This is a genomic window from Bacillus paralicheniformis, assembly GCF_002993925.1.
Lineage (GTDB): Bacteria > Bacillota > Bacilli > Bacillales > Bacillaceae > Bacillus > Bacillus paralicheniformis.
The window spans coordinates 804,152-821,169 of the sequence record NZ_CP023665.1; the positions used below are offsets into that span (position 1 = coordinate 804,152).

Genomic DNA, 17,018 nt, shown 5'->3' on the forward strand with positions numbered 1-17,018 from the left:
AGGGAGCGAGAAAACATGTCACTGTTTGACCATAAAATATCTGAATTAAAACGTCTCATACATAATAAAGAGATCAGCATATCAGATTTAGTCGATGAATCTTACAAACGGATTCACGAAGTTGACGGAAAGGTACAAGCCTTTTTGCAGCTTGATGAAGAAAAAGCCCGCGCATACGCCAAAGAATTGGACGAAGCGCTTGATACCCGTGATGAGCACGGCCTTCTTTTCGGGATGCCGATCGGTATTAAGGACAATATCGTAACAAAGGATCTGCGGACAACGTGCGCAAGCAAAATTCTCGAGAACTTTGACCCGATCTATGATGCAACCGTTGTTGAGCGTCTTCACGAAGCTGAAGCGGTCACCATCGGAAAGCTGAACATGGATGAATTCGCGATGGGCTCTTCAACAGAAAACTCAGGCTTTAAAAAGACAAAAAACCCGTGGAATCTCGAAACTGTTCCGGGTGGATCAAGCGGAGGCTCTGCGGCTGCGGTTGCGGCCGGGGAAGTGCCGTTTTCACTTGGATCTGACACGGGCGGATCGATTCGCCAGCCGGCATCTTTCTGCGGCGTCGTCGGCTTAAAGCCTACATATGGACGCGTTTCAAGATACGGTCTTGTCGCATTTGCTTCTTCATTGGATCAAATCGGCCCGATCACAAGATCTGTCGAAGACAACGCCTACCTTCTTCAGGCGATTTCAGGCGTCGACAAAATGGATTCGACGAGCGCCAATGTGGACGTGCCCGACTATCTGTCAGCGTTAACAGGCGACATTAAAGGACTTAAAATCGCCGTGCCGAAAGAATACCTCGGCGAAGGAGTGGGAGAAGAAGCGAGAAATTCCGTGCTTGAAGCGCTGAAAGTGCTCGAAAGCCTTGGCGCGACATGGGAAGAAGTATCGCTTCCGCACAGCAAATACGCGCTGGCGACTTACTACCTGCTTTCTTCATCTGAAGCATCGGCAAACCTGGCGCGCTTCGACGGCATCCGCTACGGCTACCGCACGGACAATGCCGACAACCTGATCGACCTGTACAAACAAACGCGTTCCGAAGGATTCGGAAACGAAGTGAAACGCCGCATCATGCTCGGCACGTTCGCGCTCAGCTCAGGCTACTATGATGCGTACTATAAAAAAGCGCAAAAAGTCAGAACGCTGATCAAAAAGGACTTTGAAGACGTATTTGCAAACTATGACGTTATCATCGGACCGACAACGCCGACGCCGGCATTTAAAATCGGCGAAAAAACGAGCGATCCGCTGACCATGTACGCCAATGACATTCTGACGATTCCTGTCAACCTTGCGGGCGTACCGGGAATCAGCGTACCGTGCGGCTTGGCGAACGGCTTGCCGCTCGGCCTGCAAATCATCGGCAAACACTTTGACGAAAGCACAGTATACCGCGTCGCCCATGCATTCGAACAGGCGACAGACCACCATAAAGCAAAACCTGAACTGTAAGGGGTGAAAAAACATGAACTTTGAAACGGTAATCGGACTTGAAGTCCACGTGGAGCTCAAAACAAAATCGAAAATTTTCTCCAGTTCTCCAACGCCATTCGGCGCGGCGGCCAACACGCAGACAAGCGTTATCGACTTAGGCTATCCGGGTGTACTGCCTGTGTTGAACAAAGAAGCCGTTAATTTCGCGATGAAAGCCGCGATGGCGCTCAACTGCGAAATTGCGACAGAAACGAAATTCGACCGGAAAAACTATTTCTACCCCGACAACCCGAAAGCTTATCAAATTTCTCAATTTGATAAACCGATCGGCGAAAACGGCTGGATCGAAATCGAAGTCGGCGGAAAAACGAAGCGCATCGGCATCACCCGCCTTCATTTGGAAGAGGATGCGGGAAAACTGACGCATACAGGCGACGGCTACTCCCTTGTCGACTATAACCGCCAGGGAACACCGCTCGTTGAAATCGTCTCCGAGCCCGATATCAGAACGCCTGAAGAAGCTTACGCCTACCTTGAAAAACTGAAATCAATCATTCAGTATACAGGCGTTTCCGATTGTAAGATGGAAGAGGGCTCGCTCCGCTGCGACGCCAACATCTCCCTCCGTCCGATCGGACAAGAGGAGTTCGGCACAAAGACAGAGCTGAAAAACCTGAACTCATTTGCCTTTGTTCAAAAAGGCCTTGAGCACGAAGAAAAACGCCAGGCGCAAGTTCTTTTGTCAGGCGGTGTCATTCAGCAGGAGACGCGCCGCTATGATGAAGCGTCCAAAACGACGATTTTGATGAGGGTCAAAGAAGGATCTGACGACTACCGCTACTTCCCTGAGCCTGATCTTGTCGAGCTTTACATTGACGATGAGTGGAAACAGCGCGTGAAAGACAGCATTCCTGAGCTTCCGGACGAGCGCCGCAAGCGCTACATCGAAGAGCTTGGCCTGCCTGCCTATGACGCGAAAGTGCTCACTTTGACAAAAGAAATGTCCGACTTCTTCGAAGCAGCCGTCGAAAAAGGCGCAGACGCGAAGCTGGCGTCGAACTGGCTGATGGGTGAAGTGTCGGCTTACTTGAACGCTCAGCAACAAGAGCTTGCGGATGTTGCGCTCACGCCTGAAGGCCTTGCAGGATTGGTCAAGCTGATCGAAAAAGGCACGATTTCATCGAAAATCGCGAAAAAGGTCTTCAAAGAATTGATCGAAAAAGGCGGAGACGCAGAAAAAATCGTCAAAGAAAAAGGCCTTGTGCAAATTTCTGACGAAGCGACGCTCAGAAAGCTTGTCACAGAAGCGCTCGACAACAATCCGCAATCGATCGAAGACTTCAAAAACGGAAAAGACCGTGCGATCGGCTTCCTTGTCGGCCAAATCATGAAAGCCTCAAAAGGACAAGCGAACCCGCCGATGGTCAACAAGCTTCTTCTTGAAGAGATTAATAAACGATAAAAAAACAGACTTATGCTACTTAAATGGAGGTCCTCATATTGGGGACCTTTTTTTATTTGTGTAAAGATGTAAATAAATAAAATTAAAATTTATTTGAACTTTATTTAGAGATATATTATCATTAATTTAAGTTTTGTTTTTAAATTTATTGATAAGAGGGGCTGTCTATGGAAAGAAAAGATGTACCCGAGTGGATATTGGCTTTAGAAGAAGAGGATGTAGAATTTATTAAAAATTTTATGCTGAAATCTGGTTCGTTAAAAGAAATTGCAAAGAGTTATCAAGTATCTTATCCAACAGTTAGGGTTAGGTTGGATCGATTAATACAAAAAATTCAACTCATTGATGAATTGGAAAATGAGACTTTTGTTCATTTTATTAAACAGTTAGCTATCGATGATCAGATAAGTCTGGAAAATGCAAAGTTAATCATTGAGAAATATAAAAAAGAGCGGGGTGTTCATAAATGAATACTATATATATACTACTGATCGGATTTGCAATACTGGGAATTCAATATTTTTTATCGACCAGAAATCGTACTTTTTGGGGAGCTATACTGCCAACAGCTTATATCATTTTTCTCGTTGCATTATCCATTCATGAAGGAAAATCTTTCGCATCATTTTATCTTCCTCTTATTGGCGGACTGGCTTTATTGCTGGGGGAATGGATTAAAGGCAGAGAAGCTTTGAAAAAAAAGCAGGAAAGAGAAATGAGAGTTATGAAAGCCATGGATATTAAATAACAGGACCAGCCTCAAAAGGACAGAACAAGCTGCTTAAAAAACCTTGGAGAATAATTCTCCAAGGTTTTTTCGTTATTCCACGACAGGCGTCAAAGAACCGCCGTCCCAGATGTCTCCCTTATTCAGCGTCCATGGATGAAGATAGAGGGCGCCCGCTCCCTTATTCACAGCAGGGCTCCACCCATCGTTCCACGCCAGGAAGTACGTCGTATTCGGGTATTTCTCTTTGATTGCATGGATAAACCGCGCGTAATCCAGCCCGCCGTTTGTCGTCTGTGGCCCGACCTCTGTAAAGGCAAACGGCTTGTTCAGAGATGTGAGCTGATCGTAGCCATCAATGGCGTGCGGGTCATCAAAATAAGCGTCAAGCCCGACGATGTCAACATATGATGCGCCCGGATAAAAGTCTGTTTTATAGTCTCTGTTGGCATCAGGCGCATACACCCACAACAGATGATCCAAGCCTCTTGTCTTTGTCATATAGTCATAGATTTTCACATAGAGCCGTTTGTATAAGGAGATTCTCGCGCTGTCTTTTTGATTATATTGCGTCAGTCCCCACCAGAACCATTCGCCGTTCATTTCGTGAAGGGGTCTGAACAGAACGGGCACACCTTCATTTTCAAGCTCCTGAAGGCCATCGGCGATTTTGCTCAGCATCGCCTCAAGCCGTTTTCCTTCGGGTGTGGAAGAATCTAAAATTCTCTCATACTGGCTGTTCGAAATCTGAGTTTTATAATGACCCGAAGTAAACGCGGGGTTTGCGAGGTGCAGGCTGATTTGCGGTATGCCTCCGCTTTTCCAGTATGCGATCAAATCGCTGTTGCAGCTGTAGTCAATCGTATCGGCGATCTCCTCCGGCTCCAGCCATCCTCTTGCATAATCGCAGCCGTATATGGCTGGCAGCTGTCCTGTTGCCTGTTTGATCCGGTCGGCTTCAGCCAGCGAGAATGTGTCAAGGCTGTATCCTCCGAATGCCCCGGACATTACCCGATTTTCCGTCCGATTGGGCAGGTGGGCAAGCCAGTTCATCACCGCTTTCGTCGTCGGCTGGGCATTCGGGTTTACCGGAGAAACGGTGTGTGCGTAGCTCGGTTGCGAAACGGCAAAAGCAAGGAGCAGCGCGAAGATGGAGCAAACGATGCTTTTTTTCACTAAGGTAAAACCCCCTAAAAATCTAGATTGTCTTAAGCGATCTTATTATACATGCTGTTTCCAAAATATTCATGGTCAGATCGTCGTATTGTAAGGAAATAAAAAAACAGCCATCAGGCTGTTTTATGAATGAAGGAAACGGGTGATCATTCCATATAGATGCTGGACATTGTCCTGATGCTCCAAATTTGTCAGCATGCCCTGGAGCACGGGGACGCGGGGCGAATCTTTTCTCAGCTCTTCCTCGATCACATCCAGTGTAATGAGAATGTCTTCCGGCAGCGCCGGCTGACGTTTGGCATCTTCAAGCTCCCGCAAAATCGTATGTTTATCGGCCGTATTGCCGGCGTTCCGGTAATAGCTGTACGTCCGTCCGGCCAGGATCGGCTGCTCCCCGTTTTGAACCATGCCATCAATCATGTCATCGATTCTTCTCATAATAAAATCCGCAAGTTCGTAAAAATCGATATCCAGTTCATTAAAGATAAACAAATTTTGATAAGACTGCACGATGCCTTGAACGATCACGGACAAGTCTGACAGATAGGGCTTCACAATGTCCCCGTAGGCTGCTGACAGCGCGTTTTTATACGTCTCGTGGAATTTTTGGCTGACATTTTTAAAATATTCTTCGATCTTGCTGTTTTCCGGGATGCTGTGTTCGCTGATCATCACGAGAATAAAGTCGCGGTGCTCCTTGCTCTCACTGAATTGATAAGCAATCTGCTCCTTGAACGTTTCCTTCGGAGGAAAATTCTTTTGCTGAATGATCTTCATATTTTCCATCGTTCGATCGATATAATACTTAATGATTGCAAGCAAAAGCGCTTCTTTCGACTTGAAATGGAGGTAGAAAGCTCCTTTTGAGATATTGCATTCATTGGCGATGTCCTGAATCGTTGTGGAAGCAAACCCGTTTTTCGCGAACAGGTGCAGGCCTGCTTTAATGATTTTTTCTTCTTTTTCTGTCATGAATGTACCCCTTTAACACTTCTTTAAAATTGAATAAATTTTAACATATATAAGTTGACGCTGTTTACTTTTGAAGTTTATTATTGTATAGAATGACCAGTCAGTCAATCTGTATTCTGAAAATGATATACACAATGGAGGTCGTAATGAATTCTATCATTAATTTTGTACTAAAGAACAAGTTCGCTGTGTGGCTGATGACGATTATTGTTACGGTTGCCGGCATTTATGCGGGTTTAAATATGAAGCAGGAATCAATTCCTGATGTGAACATGCCTTATTTGACCGTCAGCACGACATACCCCGGAGCCACTCCGAGCCAGGTAGCTGATGAAGTCACAAAGCCTGTTGAACAAGCCGTGCAAAACCTGGACGGCGTCAGCGTTGTGACGTCCACTTCGTATGAAAACGCATCATCGGTGATGATTGAATACGATTATGAAAAGGATATGGACAAAGCGAAAACTGAAGCCGCTGAAGCATTGGCGAATCTCGATCTGCCGGACAATGCGAAAGAGCCGAGCATTTCGCGCTACAGCATGAATTCCTTCCCGATCCTCGCGCTCAGCGTGTCCAGTGATAAAGACGATCTTCAAAGCTTGACGAAAAAAGTGGAAGACAGCCTCCTGACGAAGCTTGAAGGCCTTGAAGGCGTAGCTTCCGTTCAGCTTTCCGGACAGCAGGTTGAAGAAGTCGAATTTTCATTTAAAAAAGACAAATTGAAGCAATATGGGCTTGACGAGGATACAGTCAAGCAAGTGATTCAAGGATCTGATGTGACGACTCCGCTTGGGTTGTACACATTCGGGAAAGAAGAAAAATCGGTCGTCGTGAGCGGCGATATCGAAACAATTAAAGACTTGAAAAATATGAGAATTCCAGCGGCGTCTGCCGGAGGCGCGAGCGCGCAAGCCGGAGCGCAAAGTGCGCAAGCGGCCCAGGGCGCGCAGGCTCAAGCCGGAGCACAGAGCGCCGGACAAGCTCAGCAAAGCGCGGGAATCCCGACGGTTAAGCTGTCTGACATCGCAACGATTAAAGATGTCAAAAAAGCCGAATCCATTTCACGAACCAATGGTAAAGACAGCATCGGCATCAGCGTCATTAAAGCAAACGACGCCAATACCGTCGAGGTAGCCGACAACGTAAAAGCTGAACTCGAACAATTCAAAAAAGACCACAAAGGCTTCAAATACAGCTCGACATACGATCAAGCCGAACCGATCACCGAGTCGGTCGAGACGATGCTGAGCAAAGCGATTTTCGGAGCGATCTTTGCGGTTGTGATCATTCTCTTATTCCTAAGGGATATTAAATCAACATTAATCTCGGTCATTTCGATTCCATTGTCATTGTTAATCGCACTGCTCGTCTTGAACCAGCTTGATATCACGCTCAATATCATGACGCTCGGCGCCATGACGGTCGCCATCGGACGGGTTGTCGACGACTCGATCGTCGTCATTGAAAACATTTACCGCCGCATGAGGCTGAAAGATGAGCCGCTGCGCGGAAAAGCGCTCGTGCGCGAAGCGACGAAGGAAATGTTCATGCCGATCATGTCATCAACGATCGTGACGATCGCGGTATTCCTGCCGCTCGCACTCGTCGGCGGTCAAATCGGCGAATTGTTCCTGCCGTTTGCCTTAACGATTGTATTCGCGCTTGCCGCATCCCTGCTGATCGCGATCACGCTCGTGCCGATGCTTGCGCACACCCTCTTCAAAAAGTCGTTGACAGGTGCGCCGGTGAAGGCGAAAGAACACAAGCCTGGGGTACTGGCCAACTTCTACAAAAAAGTGTTGAATTGGTCGCTCAGCCATAAATGGATCACTTCGATCATCGCGGTTCTGATGCTGGTCGGAAGCTTGTTCCTCGTGCCGCTAATCGGAGCGAGCTACTTGCCTGCTACAAAAGATAAAATGGTGCAAATCACATACACTCCTGAACCGGGAGAAACGAAAAAAGAAGCGGAAAAAGAAGCGCAAAAAGCTGAAAAAGTCCTATTGGACCGCAAACACGTCGATACGGTTCAATATACGTTAGGAGCGGGAAATCCGCTGATGGGCGGAAGCTCAAACGGCGCGTTGTTCTATATCAAATATGAGGAAGACACACCTGATTTTGATAAAGAAAAAGACAACGTCCTAAAAGACATTCAGAAGCAATCCAAACGCGGAGAATGGAAAACCCAGGATTTCAGCTCTTCAGGCAATAACAATCAGTTAACCTATTATGTGTACGGAGATTCAGAAAAAGAGATTAAAGGCACTGTAAAAGAGATCGAAAAGATTATGAAAGACCAAAAAGACCTGAAGAACGTAAACTCAGGCCTGTCCAGCACATATGACGAATTTACTTTTGTCGCTGACCAGGAGAAATTAAGCAAACTCGGGTTAACGGCATCACAGATTTCTCAGGCGCTCATGAAAGAAACATCGCAGGCGCCGCTTACAACCGTGAAAAAAGACGGAAAAGATCTTGATGTCACGATTAAAACAGAAGAAGAAACTTATAAGAGTGTCAAAGATTTAGAAAACAAGAAAATCACAACTCCGACCGGCCAGGAAGTAAAAATCGGCGATGTCGCGAAAGTGAAAGAAGGCACGACATCTGACACGATTTCAAAACGCGACGGCAAAATCTATGCCGATGTCACGGCGGAAGTCACATCTGACAACGTCACAGCCGTATCAGTCGACGTGCAGAAAAACATCGACAAGATCGAGCTGCCTGACAACGTCACAATCGATACCGGCGGCGTATCCGCTGATATCGAAGATTCCTTTACAAAACTCGGACTCGCGATGCTTGCGGCGGTCGCGATCGTCTACCTTGTGCTTGTGATTACATTCGGCGGAGCACTGGCGCCATTTGCGATCCTGTTCTCGCTGCCGTTTACGATTATCGGCGCCTTGGTGGGACTATACGTATCAGGAGAAACGATCAGCCTGAACGCAATGATCGGAATGCTGATGCTGATCGGTATCGTCGTTACAAACGCGATTGTCTTAATCGACCGCGTCATCCATAAGGAAGCGGAAGGGCTCTCAACGAGAGAAGCGCTCCTTGAAGCCGGCTCTACAAGGCTCCGTCCGATCCTGATGACGGCCATCGCCACAATCGGCGCCCTGATTCCATTGGCGCTCGGATTTGAAGGCGGCAGCCAGGTCATTTCAAAAGGACTCGGCGTCACCGTTATCGGCGGTTTGATCAGTTCGACGCTCCTTACCCTGCTGATCGTACCGATCGTATACGAAGTGCTGGCGAAATTCCGACGGAAAAAACCGGGTATGAAAGAAGAGTAAGTCGATAAAACATGAACCCCTTGGAATGCTCCTTTCCAAGGGGTTTTTTCTTTGATGAGACGATCGTCGGTGTTTAACAAATATATCCTGTGTTATGCTTTGTTTAAAAAAGGCAACAGAGGAGGCAGTGAATGGAACCGAAAGGAAAAAACGAACCAAGCCCCAAAGCCGTAAAGCGGCTTACCTGGATCATACCGATCGTGTTGATCGGAGTCATATTTCTCTTAAAAAATATAAGAAACCCTGTGACTGATGTTTTATTTTATATTGTATGTGCAAGTGTTATCGCCTTAGTCATTTTCAGCATCATGAAAGAGACAAAAAGCAGATGAAAGCATGTTATGAGCTTGTCGATAAAGGTTGAAATGATCTTCATCGACAAGCTTTTTTAATGCTGCTGATTTCGTTCTCCAGCCCCGCAAAGAAGCGGTTAATCATGCGGATTGATTACCGCCAGCAGCTGATGGTCTTCCCATTTTCCGTTGATCTTAACGTTTTTCCGGGCGATGCCTTCTTTGTGAAAGCCCGCCTTCTCCAGCACCCGGATCGAGGCAAGATTACGGGGCATGACGCCGGCTTCGATGCGATGGAGCTTGAGATCTTGAAAGGCGAACTCGACCATCAGCTTGACGGCTTCTGTCGTGTAGCCTTTGCCGTTGTGTTTCTGATCCAAAAAATAGCCGATGAAGGCGCTTTGCAAGGAGCCGCGCAGTACCTGGAAAAGGTTGATCGTTCCGATCAGCGTATCGTTTGCAGGATCAAAGATGCCAAAATAATAATCTACATCGTTCTGCATATTTTCATATAATCTTTGAAGCCTCTTCTGTTGTCCTTCGATTGTATAAAACTCTTCGTTCCGCTCCATTGAAAACTGTTCAAAAAACGGGCGGTTTGCGTTCTGCAATTCGAGGCAAGCCTCGGCGTCTTCAGCCGTAAGCGGCCTGATGTAAATGTTTGTCCCTTTTTTCATCGTGGAAAGTCTCCTTTTATAAAGATGGAATGCGGTCGGCTTTTTTCATCAACTCTTCAAAATACGCAAAAAATTGATCCCTGTCGACTTGATCGACGACTTTGACCATTCTGCCGTGAGGATGCTCTTCTGTCGTTCCTTGGCGCGGGCTTTCCGTATGGACAACCGCCTTAACGCTGCGCGAGCGTGTCATATCGACTGTGCCGAGCGTCAGCGTCGTCAGCACATCCCAAAGGTAGTATGTCGAATTCGTCTCGTTATGGACAAGCGGCGGACACATCGCATAGCACTGGCCGATAAAATCGATCCCGACATGCTTTCTGAGGCTCGCCCAATGGGAGCGGATATCATTTGTCAATGGCACTTGGTTCGTGCTTTCAAGCGCGACCATTTCGATCTGAATATCGCGTTCGAACACCGTCTTGACGCTGTAAGGGTCCCAAAAGGCGTTCCATTCCGCCGTCCCGTCGTGCTCAGGCTCTTCCACATTTCCTTTCTCAAGGAAAGTGCCGCCCATCCAGACAAGTTTGGCAATGTGCTTGATGATCGCCGGTTCTTCCTCAAGCGCCCTCGCCAAGTCTGTCAGCGGGCCGGTGAACAGCAGCGTCACCGGTTCGGGGCTCTGATTGACGCATTCAATGAGATGAAGGTGGGCGGGCAGGTCTGACACCGGGGTCCGGACTTCGCCTTTTTCATTTAAAAGCGGCAGGGCGTCGACATAAAAAGCGTGCATGCGCCACTCCTTCGGGAACGGATGCACCCCTCTCGAATCGGATGCCGCAGTCTCGACCTGGTACGAACCGAAGCGGTCAATGATTTTTCGGCTGGCACTGAGAGCCGGCTCCAAATAGCAATCCGCCGGTATGACAGATGCTCCGATCAATTTGACATCTTCCATCTGCAATAGCAGAAATAAAGAGACGAGATCATCGACGCCTCCGTCATGGTTAAAATAAACGGGCTTTTTCACAGCAACATCTCCTTTTTTCTTAATATTGATTATTTTACATCAACTAGATCCCGAAGTCTTTTTTACCATGAATTAGGGCATTTTATCTAAAATTAAACAAATAATAAAACCCATTTTGTTGCGATTTTTTCAACAACTAGTATAATTAAAGGTTGTTGGTAAAGAAATGATACGGATACTCTAATAGGATGATGAAAACCATGAAACGTGCACGAATCATATACAATCCGACTTCCGGACGCGAAATTTTCAAAAAAAACCTTGCCCAAGTTCTGCAGAAGTTCGAGCAGGCAGGCTATGAAACGTCTTGCCATGCGACAACAGGGGAAGGGGATGCCGTACAGGCCGCCAGAAACGCCGCTGAGCGGGAATTTGACTTGATTGTTGCGGCCGGAGGAGACGGCACATTAAATGAAGTCATCAACGGACTGGCGCCGTTGGAACACCGTCCCAAGCTCGGAGTCATTCCGGTCGGAACGACGAATGACTTTGCGAGAGCGCTCGGCATTCCGCGCGAGGATATTTTAAAGGCGGTAAACACAATACTAGAGGGAGAAGCCCGTCCGATTGACATCGGCCGCGTCAACGGCCAATATTTCATCAATATTGCCGGCGGCGGACGCCTCACCGAACTGACATATGACGTACCAAGCAAATTGAAGACGATGCTCGGCCACCTCGCCTATTATTTAAAAGGAATGGAAATGCTCCTTCCTTCGCTGAGGCCGACCGAGGTTGAAATCGAATACGACGGCAAGCTGTTTGAAGGAGAAGTGATGCTGTTTCTCGTCATGCTGACGAACTCCGTCGGCGGCTTTGAAAAGCTCGCCCCCGACTCAAGCTTGAACGACGGCATGTTTGACCTCGTCATTTTAAAACGGGCAAACCTCGCCGAATTCATCAGACTTGTCGGACTTGCCCTCCGCGGCGAACATATCAATGACGAGCATATCATCTACACGAAAGCGAACCGCGTCAAAGTGACGGTCAAAGACAAAATGCTCCTCAACCTTGACGGCGAATACGGCGGCGAACTGCCGGGCGAATTCGAGAACCTCTACCGCCATATCGATGTCATCATGTCAAAAGAAAAAGCGAGAAAATTGGATGAATGAACTTGGTCTAAAGAGCTGGCCAAGTTTTTCTTATAGTAGGTGAAAAAGATGAAACAAAAAGCCCCCGTTCAAAAAAATGAATATTACAATGTCGTATTTGAAGATTTAACACACGAAGGAGCCGGCGTCGCCAAAGTCGACGGCTTCCCGATTTTCGTGCCGAACGCGCTCCCTGAAGAAAAGGCGCAGATCAAAGTGACCCGGGTCAAAAAAGGCTTCGCCTTCGGCCGCCTCATCGACTTGAAAGAAGAAAGCCGCTTTCGCACGGACGCGCCGTGCCCGATCTACAAGCAGTGCGGCGGCTGCCAGCTTCAGCACATCAACTACGAAGGCCAGCTTTTATACAAGCAGAAGCAAGTCAAAGACGTGCTCGAGCGAATCGGCAAGCTCGATTTAAGCCGGATCACCGTCCACCCGACCCTCGGCATGGAAGACCCGTGGAACTACCGAAACAAAGCGCAGGTCCCTGTCGGCGAAAGAGAAGGCGGCCTGATCGCAGGCTTCTACCAGCAGCGCAGCCATGAGATCATCGACATGAACGAATGCCTGATCCAGCAGTCGGAAAACGACCGCGTCGTGCAAGCGATTAAAGAAATCTGCGGCAAATACGGCATCAAAGCGTACAACGAAGAACGCCACAAAGGCTGGCTCAGACACATTATGGTCAGATACGGCGCCGTCACAGGCGAAATGATGGTCGTCTTCATCACAAGGACAAACGACTTCCCGCACAAAGCGAAAATCGTCGAAGAGATCACCGCGGCATTCCCGCACGTCAAATCGATCGTCCAAAACATCAACCCGAAAAAAACAAACGTCATCTTCGGCGACGAAACAACTGTCATCTGGGGAGAAGAATACATTTACGACACAATCGGAGAGATCAAATTCGCCATCTCTGCGAGATCCTTTTACCAAGTCAACCCCGAGCAAACGAAAGTGCTCTACGACAAAGCGCTTGAGTACGCCGAGCTGAACGGCGAAGAAACCGTCATTGACGCGTACTGCGGCATCGGCACGATCTCGCTGTTTCTGGCGAAGCAGGCGAAAAAAGTATACGGCGTCGAAATTGTGCCGGAAGCGATTGAGGACGCGAAGCGGAATGCTGAGTTGAATGGTATTGAGAACGCTGAGTTTGAAGTTGGCGAAGCTGAGGTCGCGATTCCAAAGTGGTATAAGGAAGGCATTACGGCTGACACGCTAGTCGTTGACCCGCCGCGCAAAGGCTGCGACGAGGCTTTGCTGCAGACGATTATTGAAATGAAACCGAAGCGTGTAGTGTATGTATCGTGCAACCCGGGAACCTTGGCGCGCGATTTGCGGGTGCTGGAGGATGGCGGGTATGTGACGCTTGAGGTGCAGCCTGTTGATATGTTTCCGCATACTAGCCATGTGGAGTGTTGTTCACTACTTGTAAGAAAATATTAATATTTGCCGTGTGTTTAAAACCTCTCTAATATAGGGAGGTTTATTTTCTTTTTACTTAGTTTTAAAGTTATCCCGATCGAACTTTAATAAAAGTACTTCGTTTTAAGATATTTCATAATCTATTGTAAGTGATACTCTTTTTTTACAAAAAAATTAATGCGTTTACATAGTTCTTTGAGATATATGTTGGGTTAAAAAAGGTTTTTTAATTTATTTATCGAATAGTTTTTAATTGTATTTAAGAAATGAGGGGCATTGTAGATGAGTTCAGTATAACTCTTTGTGTTACAAATGTCTTGTCGGTGATACTAGAAAAATTGTCTACGTAATGATTATTTTTGGGAGGAATGTAGATATGACAAACATAACGCAACGTATGAGGGTAAATCTCCAGGAGCAAAATGGTATCTCTGTTCAACCAGTATTTCCTAGTCCTTGGTTTCATAAGAAGGAAGTACCTATGTTTGGTGGATTCGTGCGAACTCGCGACATCAAGCTTTGGGAAAATAATGATCGACTTGACATTCATATTCATCAATTTAAAAGGATAAATGGTCGAAATCCTGATGACACAGAAATATTAGATATCATGCTAAGTAGGATGTCGCTACCAGGAGTTACAGAAAGGGATCAATTCAAAATAATGGATCTAGCAAGGAGTATTGCTAATAATGGAGTTCGTCGACCTCCTATTATTGACCTTGATGGTACACTTCTTGATGGGAACAGACGTGTAAGCGCTTGTTATTTTATTCTTAACAGTAATGAATTTACCTCCGAACAGAAAGCTAAGGTAGAGTATATTTATGTTTGGCAATTAACCGAACATGCAACTGAAGATGATAAACGGCATGTTGTTGTTTCTATGAACTTTGAAAAGGATCATAAGCAGGATTGGCCAGAATATGTAAAAGCAAATAAGATCTATGAGGACTGGCTTGCTATGTTGGCTCTAGAACCACATGCGAGTGTAAGGCGCCAGAGAGAGTTGAAACGGGAATTATCACTTCGGTATGCTTTAGGGCCTGATATAAAATATGTAAATCGTTATATTCGGATGATAGAAGCTGCAGAAGATTTTGAAGCATTTCATATTGAAGATGGTGAAAGGGATGAGTACGAAGTAAAACATAAATCATCTGATTACTTCCAATATTTTGATGAACTAACCAAAGGGCCAGTTAGATCTACATTGGATCAAGACGAAACGTTTCGTAATTTAGTTTATGATCTGCTACTTGAGGATAAGTTCACCAACTGGAAGCAGATTAGAGTTCTACCGAAAGTTGCTAACAATGAGGATGCTCGTAAGTTGTTACGTCAAGCAAGGGGTGAGGATGATGTAGAAGAAGCACAGGATAAAGTGATTTCTGCTTGTTCCGTTGTTCAAGTTGCGGCGAAGGAATCTCGTACTGTAGGTGCAAATGAAAGAATAGAGACATTTACTCAATTTTTAATGCAGTTGCCCATTGGTGCTCTAGCAGATGGCACAATCAAACCTGAATCGTTACACCAGTTAAAGTATGCACTTGAACGTGTGAATATGTTAATTGGTGGAGAGGGGAAAATTGGGGATACCCCATCCCGGGGTGAAGGTGAGGAAAATAATTTTGCGATTTAACAATTTAGAAAGCAGGTCATTGATTGCTGATGTTCATGTATTATCAAGTATGGATAAGGTTGTTATCGTTCCTAGAAAAAAGTCAGATCGAGTTCCTTTAAGGGCAGCATTACGTGCTGCCCTTAAAGGAGTTTCATTATCTACGTCAAATGGAGGTATAGTCCTAAAACTTAACGATGCATGTGAATTATTAAGGAAAACAATTGATCTTGAGCTTAAATGGACACCTGAAGCCCGTCAATTCATCAATAATCGATCGAAAGTTCAGAGAAATTATCCAATAGTAAAGCGTACCATTGATGCATTAAAGGAAAAGGGAAGATCATTAGCTGAAAGTATGTTAGAAGGTATAGATATATCCATTCTTGATAGCCATCAAATTGTGAATGTGGCTGCTATGACTATTCCGGGTGGGTTTGGTCTTTGTCTATTTGATGAACAAGGAGCTGGTAAGACAGTAACAACAATCTACGCCTATGATGTCCTAGTTGAAAGGAATGAGGTAGACATTGCACTTATAGTGGCTCCAAAGAGTATGGTGGCGGAATGGCCTAAGGATATTAAGCGTTTTAAGAGTGATCTTTATAAAGTTACGACTGTGACTGGTGATTTACGTCAAAAGAGAGTTGCTCTTTCTTCAGGTGCCGATATTTTCGTTACAAATTATGAAACAACTATCAATTTGGAGGCTGAACTAACTGCTCTTCTCAGGAGATATCGGGGCAGAAGTATTCTTGTTGTGGATGAATCATTTTTTGTTAAGAATAGAGATGCTAAACGTACTCAATCTCTCCGTAGGTTACGTGAATGGTGTGGGCGAGCTTATGTATTATGTGGAACACCTGCTCCAAACGCACCTTCTGATTTAGTAGAACAGTTTAATTTAGTCGATATGGGAGTTACGTTTAATAGTGTTGAGATACCTGATAATCGAAAAAAGGCAATACCAGTTGTTCGACAAGCAATAAATGAATATGGAATTTATATTCGACATTTAAAACAGGATGTACTTCCAGATCTACCATCAAAACGATTTAATACCGTCTTAGTTCCCTTAGCACAGCAACAGAATGAAATATATATTGAAGCGTTGAAAGGATATATAAAGGAGCTTCGTTCAACGAATGAAGAGACTTTTAAAAAGCGGATCACCCATTTTCTTGCCCAAAGAACCGTTTTATTACAGATTTGTTCAAACCCATCTTCATTAGTTGCGGATTACATGGAAATACCTGCAAAACTCTTGGCCTTAGACGATATACTTGAAGAGATAATTTCTCGAAAAGGCGAAAAGGTTGTTTTGTGGTCATTCTATCGTAATTCTATTGAAACTATGGTAAATCGTTACGAAATGTATAAACCCGTTAGATACGATGGAACGGTGTCTTCCGTAGAGGATAGGCAGAAAGCTGTTCGTCAGTTTCAAGAGGATCCATCAGTAATGTTGTTTATTGGAAATCCTGCAGCGGCGGGAGCTGGACTGACATTACATCGATCACGATATGCAATTTATGAATCATTTTCAGATCAGGCTGCACATTATTTGCAGAGCCTTGATAGGATTCATCGAAGAGGACAAGAACGAGAAGTCGACTATATTATACTTCTAGCTAATCAGACCTTGGAGATAAAACAATATGAGACGTTACAGTTAAAAGAACGGTCAGCCCATGATTTACTCAATGACAATATAGTGGAACTACCATCAAAAACTATTTTGTTAAATGAAGCTGTTAGTGCTGCAAAAGCATTATGCATTGAAATGTAGTTTAGTAATTTGAACATGTTGAATAGGATATTTGGTATAAGAAAGATAT

The 17,018-nt window shown here is 45.6% G+C and carries 14 protein-coding genes; 10 read left to right on the forward strand and 4 right to left on the reverse strand.

Annotated features, from left to right (window positions below):
• Positions 1 to 15 precede the first annotated feature (15 nt).
• The 4 genes from gatA (at position 16) to CP943_RS04120 (ending at position 3,665) form a co-directional block, all read left to right on the forward strand.
• On the forward strand, positions 16 to 1,473 hold the full coding sequence (gene gatA, locus CP943_RS04105) for an Asp-tRNA(Asn)/Glu-tRNA(Gln) amidotransferase subunit GatA (protein ID WP_023855604.1): 1,458 nt from the start codon (positions 16 to 18) through the stop codon (positions 1,471 to 1,473).
• A gap of 13 nt (positions 1,474 to 1,486) precedes the next feature.
• Positions 1,487 to 2,917 carry an Asp-tRNA(Asn)/Glu-tRNA(Gln) amidotransferase subunit GatB gene (gene gatB / locus CP943_RS04110; protein WP_020450467.1) on the forward strand — a complete coding sequence of 477 codons (1,431 nt, stop codon included), beginning with the start codon at positions 1,487 to 1,489 and terminating at the stop codon, positions 2,915 to 2,917.
• A gap of 167 nt (positions 2,918 to 3,084) precedes the next feature.
• Positions 3,085 to 3,387, forward strand: a complete 303-nt coding sequence (locus CP943_RS04115) for a DUF2089 family protein (RefSeq protein WP_025810340.1) — start codon at positions 3,085 to 3,087, stop codon at positions 3,385 to 3,387.
• Positions 3,384 to 3,665, forward strand: a complete 282-nt coding sequence (locus CP943_RS04120; RefSeq protein ID WP_020450469.1) for a hypothetical protein — start codon at positions 3,384 to 3,386, stop codon at positions 3,663 to 3,665. The genes CP943_RS04115 and CP943_RS04120 overlap by 4 nt, the downstream gene beginning before the upstream one ends.
• 72 nt (positions 3,666 to 3,737) lie before the next feature.
• Here the strand turns inward: CP943_RS04120 and CP943_RS04125 are convergent, their stop codons facing one another.
• Positions 3,738 to 4,820, reverse strand: coding sequence for a glycoside hydrolase family 26 protein (locus CP943_RS04125; RefSeq protein WP_105980778.1), 1,083 nt, complete (start codon positions 4,818 to 4,820; stop codon positions 3,738 to 3,740).
• A 123-nt stretch (positions 4,821 to 4,943) separates the two neighbouring features.
• Positions 4,944 to 5,792, reverse strand: coding sequence for a TetR/AcrR family transcriptional regulator (locus CP943_RS04130; RefSeq protein WP_035337025.1), 849 nt, complete (start codon positions 5,790 to 5,792; stop codon positions 4,944 to 4,946).
• A 146-nt stretch (positions 5,793 to 5,938) separates the two neighbouring features.
• Between CP943_RS04130 and CP943_RS04135 the strand changes: the two genes are divergently transcribed.
• Together CP943_RS04135 and CP943_RS04140 are read left to right on the forward strand one after the other, a co-directional pair.
• Positions 5,939 to 9,097, forward strand: coding sequence for an efflux RND transporter permease subunit (locus tag CP943_RS04135; protein ID WP_023855607.1), 3,159 nt, complete (start codon positions 5,939 to 5,941; stop codon positions 9,095 to 9,097).
• Positions 9,098 to 9,228: 131 nt separating this feature from the next.
• Entirely contained in the window at positions 9,229 to 9,429 is a 201-nt protein-coding gene (locus CP943_RS04140; protein ID WP_105980779.1) for a hypothetical protein, read from the forward strand.
• A gap of 98 nt (positions 9,430 to 9,527) precedes the next feature.
• On the opposite strand, the gene CP943_RS04145 is transcribed toward CP943_RS04140, so the two are convergent.
• Together CP943_RS04145 and CP943_RS04150 are read right to left on the reverse strand one after the other, a co-directional pair.
• Positions 9,528 to 10,067, reverse strand: a complete 540-nt coding sequence (locus CP943_RS04145; protein WP_105980780.1) for a GNAT family N-acetyltransferase — start codon at positions 10,065 to 10,067, stop codon at positions 9,528 to 9,530.
• 16 nt (positions 10,068 to 10,083) lie between these two features.
• Positions 10,084 to 11,037 carry a nucleoside hydrolase gene (locus tag CP943_RS04150; RefSeq protein ID WP_105980781.1) on the reverse strand — a complete coding sequence of 318 codons (954 nt, stop codon included), beginning with the start codon at positions 11,035 to 11,037 and terminating at the stop codon, positions 10,084 to 10,086.
• Positions 11,038 to 11,237: 200 nt separating this feature from the next.
• Between CP943_RS04150 and CP943_RS04155 the strand changes: the two genes are divergently transcribed.
• The 4 genes from CP943_RS04155 to CP943_RS04170 all read left to right on the forward strand — a co-directional run bounded on the left by CP943_RS04155 (position 11,238) and on the right by CP943_RS04170 (position 16,969).
• Positions 11,238 to 12,152, forward strand: coding sequence for a diacylglycerol kinase (locus CP943_RS04155; protein ID WP_105980782.1), 915 nt, complete (start codon positions 11,238 to 11,240; stop codon positions 12,150 to 12,152).
• A 48-nt stretch (positions 12,153 to 12,200) separates the two neighbouring features.
• Positions 12,201 to 13,580 carry a 23S rRNA (uracil(1939)-C(5))-methyltransferase RlmD gene (gene rlmD, locus CP943_RS04160; RefSeq protein WP_105980783.1) on the forward strand — a complete coding sequence of 460 codons (1,380 nt, stop codon included), beginning with the start codon at positions 12,201 to 12,203 and terminating at the stop codon, positions 13,578 to 13,580.
• A 355-nt stretch (positions 13,581 to 13,935) separates the two neighbouring features.
• The gene (locus CP943_RS04165; RefSeq protein WP_105980784.1) at positions 13,936 to 15,201 is read left to right on the forward strand and encodes a ParB N-terminal domain-containing protein; all 1,266 of its coding nucleotides are present in this window, start codon (positions 13,936 to 13,938) and stop codon (positions 15,199 to 15,201) included.
• The gene (locus tag CP943_RS04170) at positions 15,191 to 16,969 is read left to right on the forward strand and encodes a DEAD/DEAH box helicase (RefSeq protein WP_105980785.1); all 1,779 of its coding nucleotides are present in this window, start codon (positions 15,191 to 15,193) and stop codon (positions 16,967 to 16,969) included. Before CP943_RS04165 ends, CP943_RS04170 begins: the two co-directional genes overlap by 11 nt.
• Positions 16,970 to 17,018: the final 49 nt, after the last annotated feature.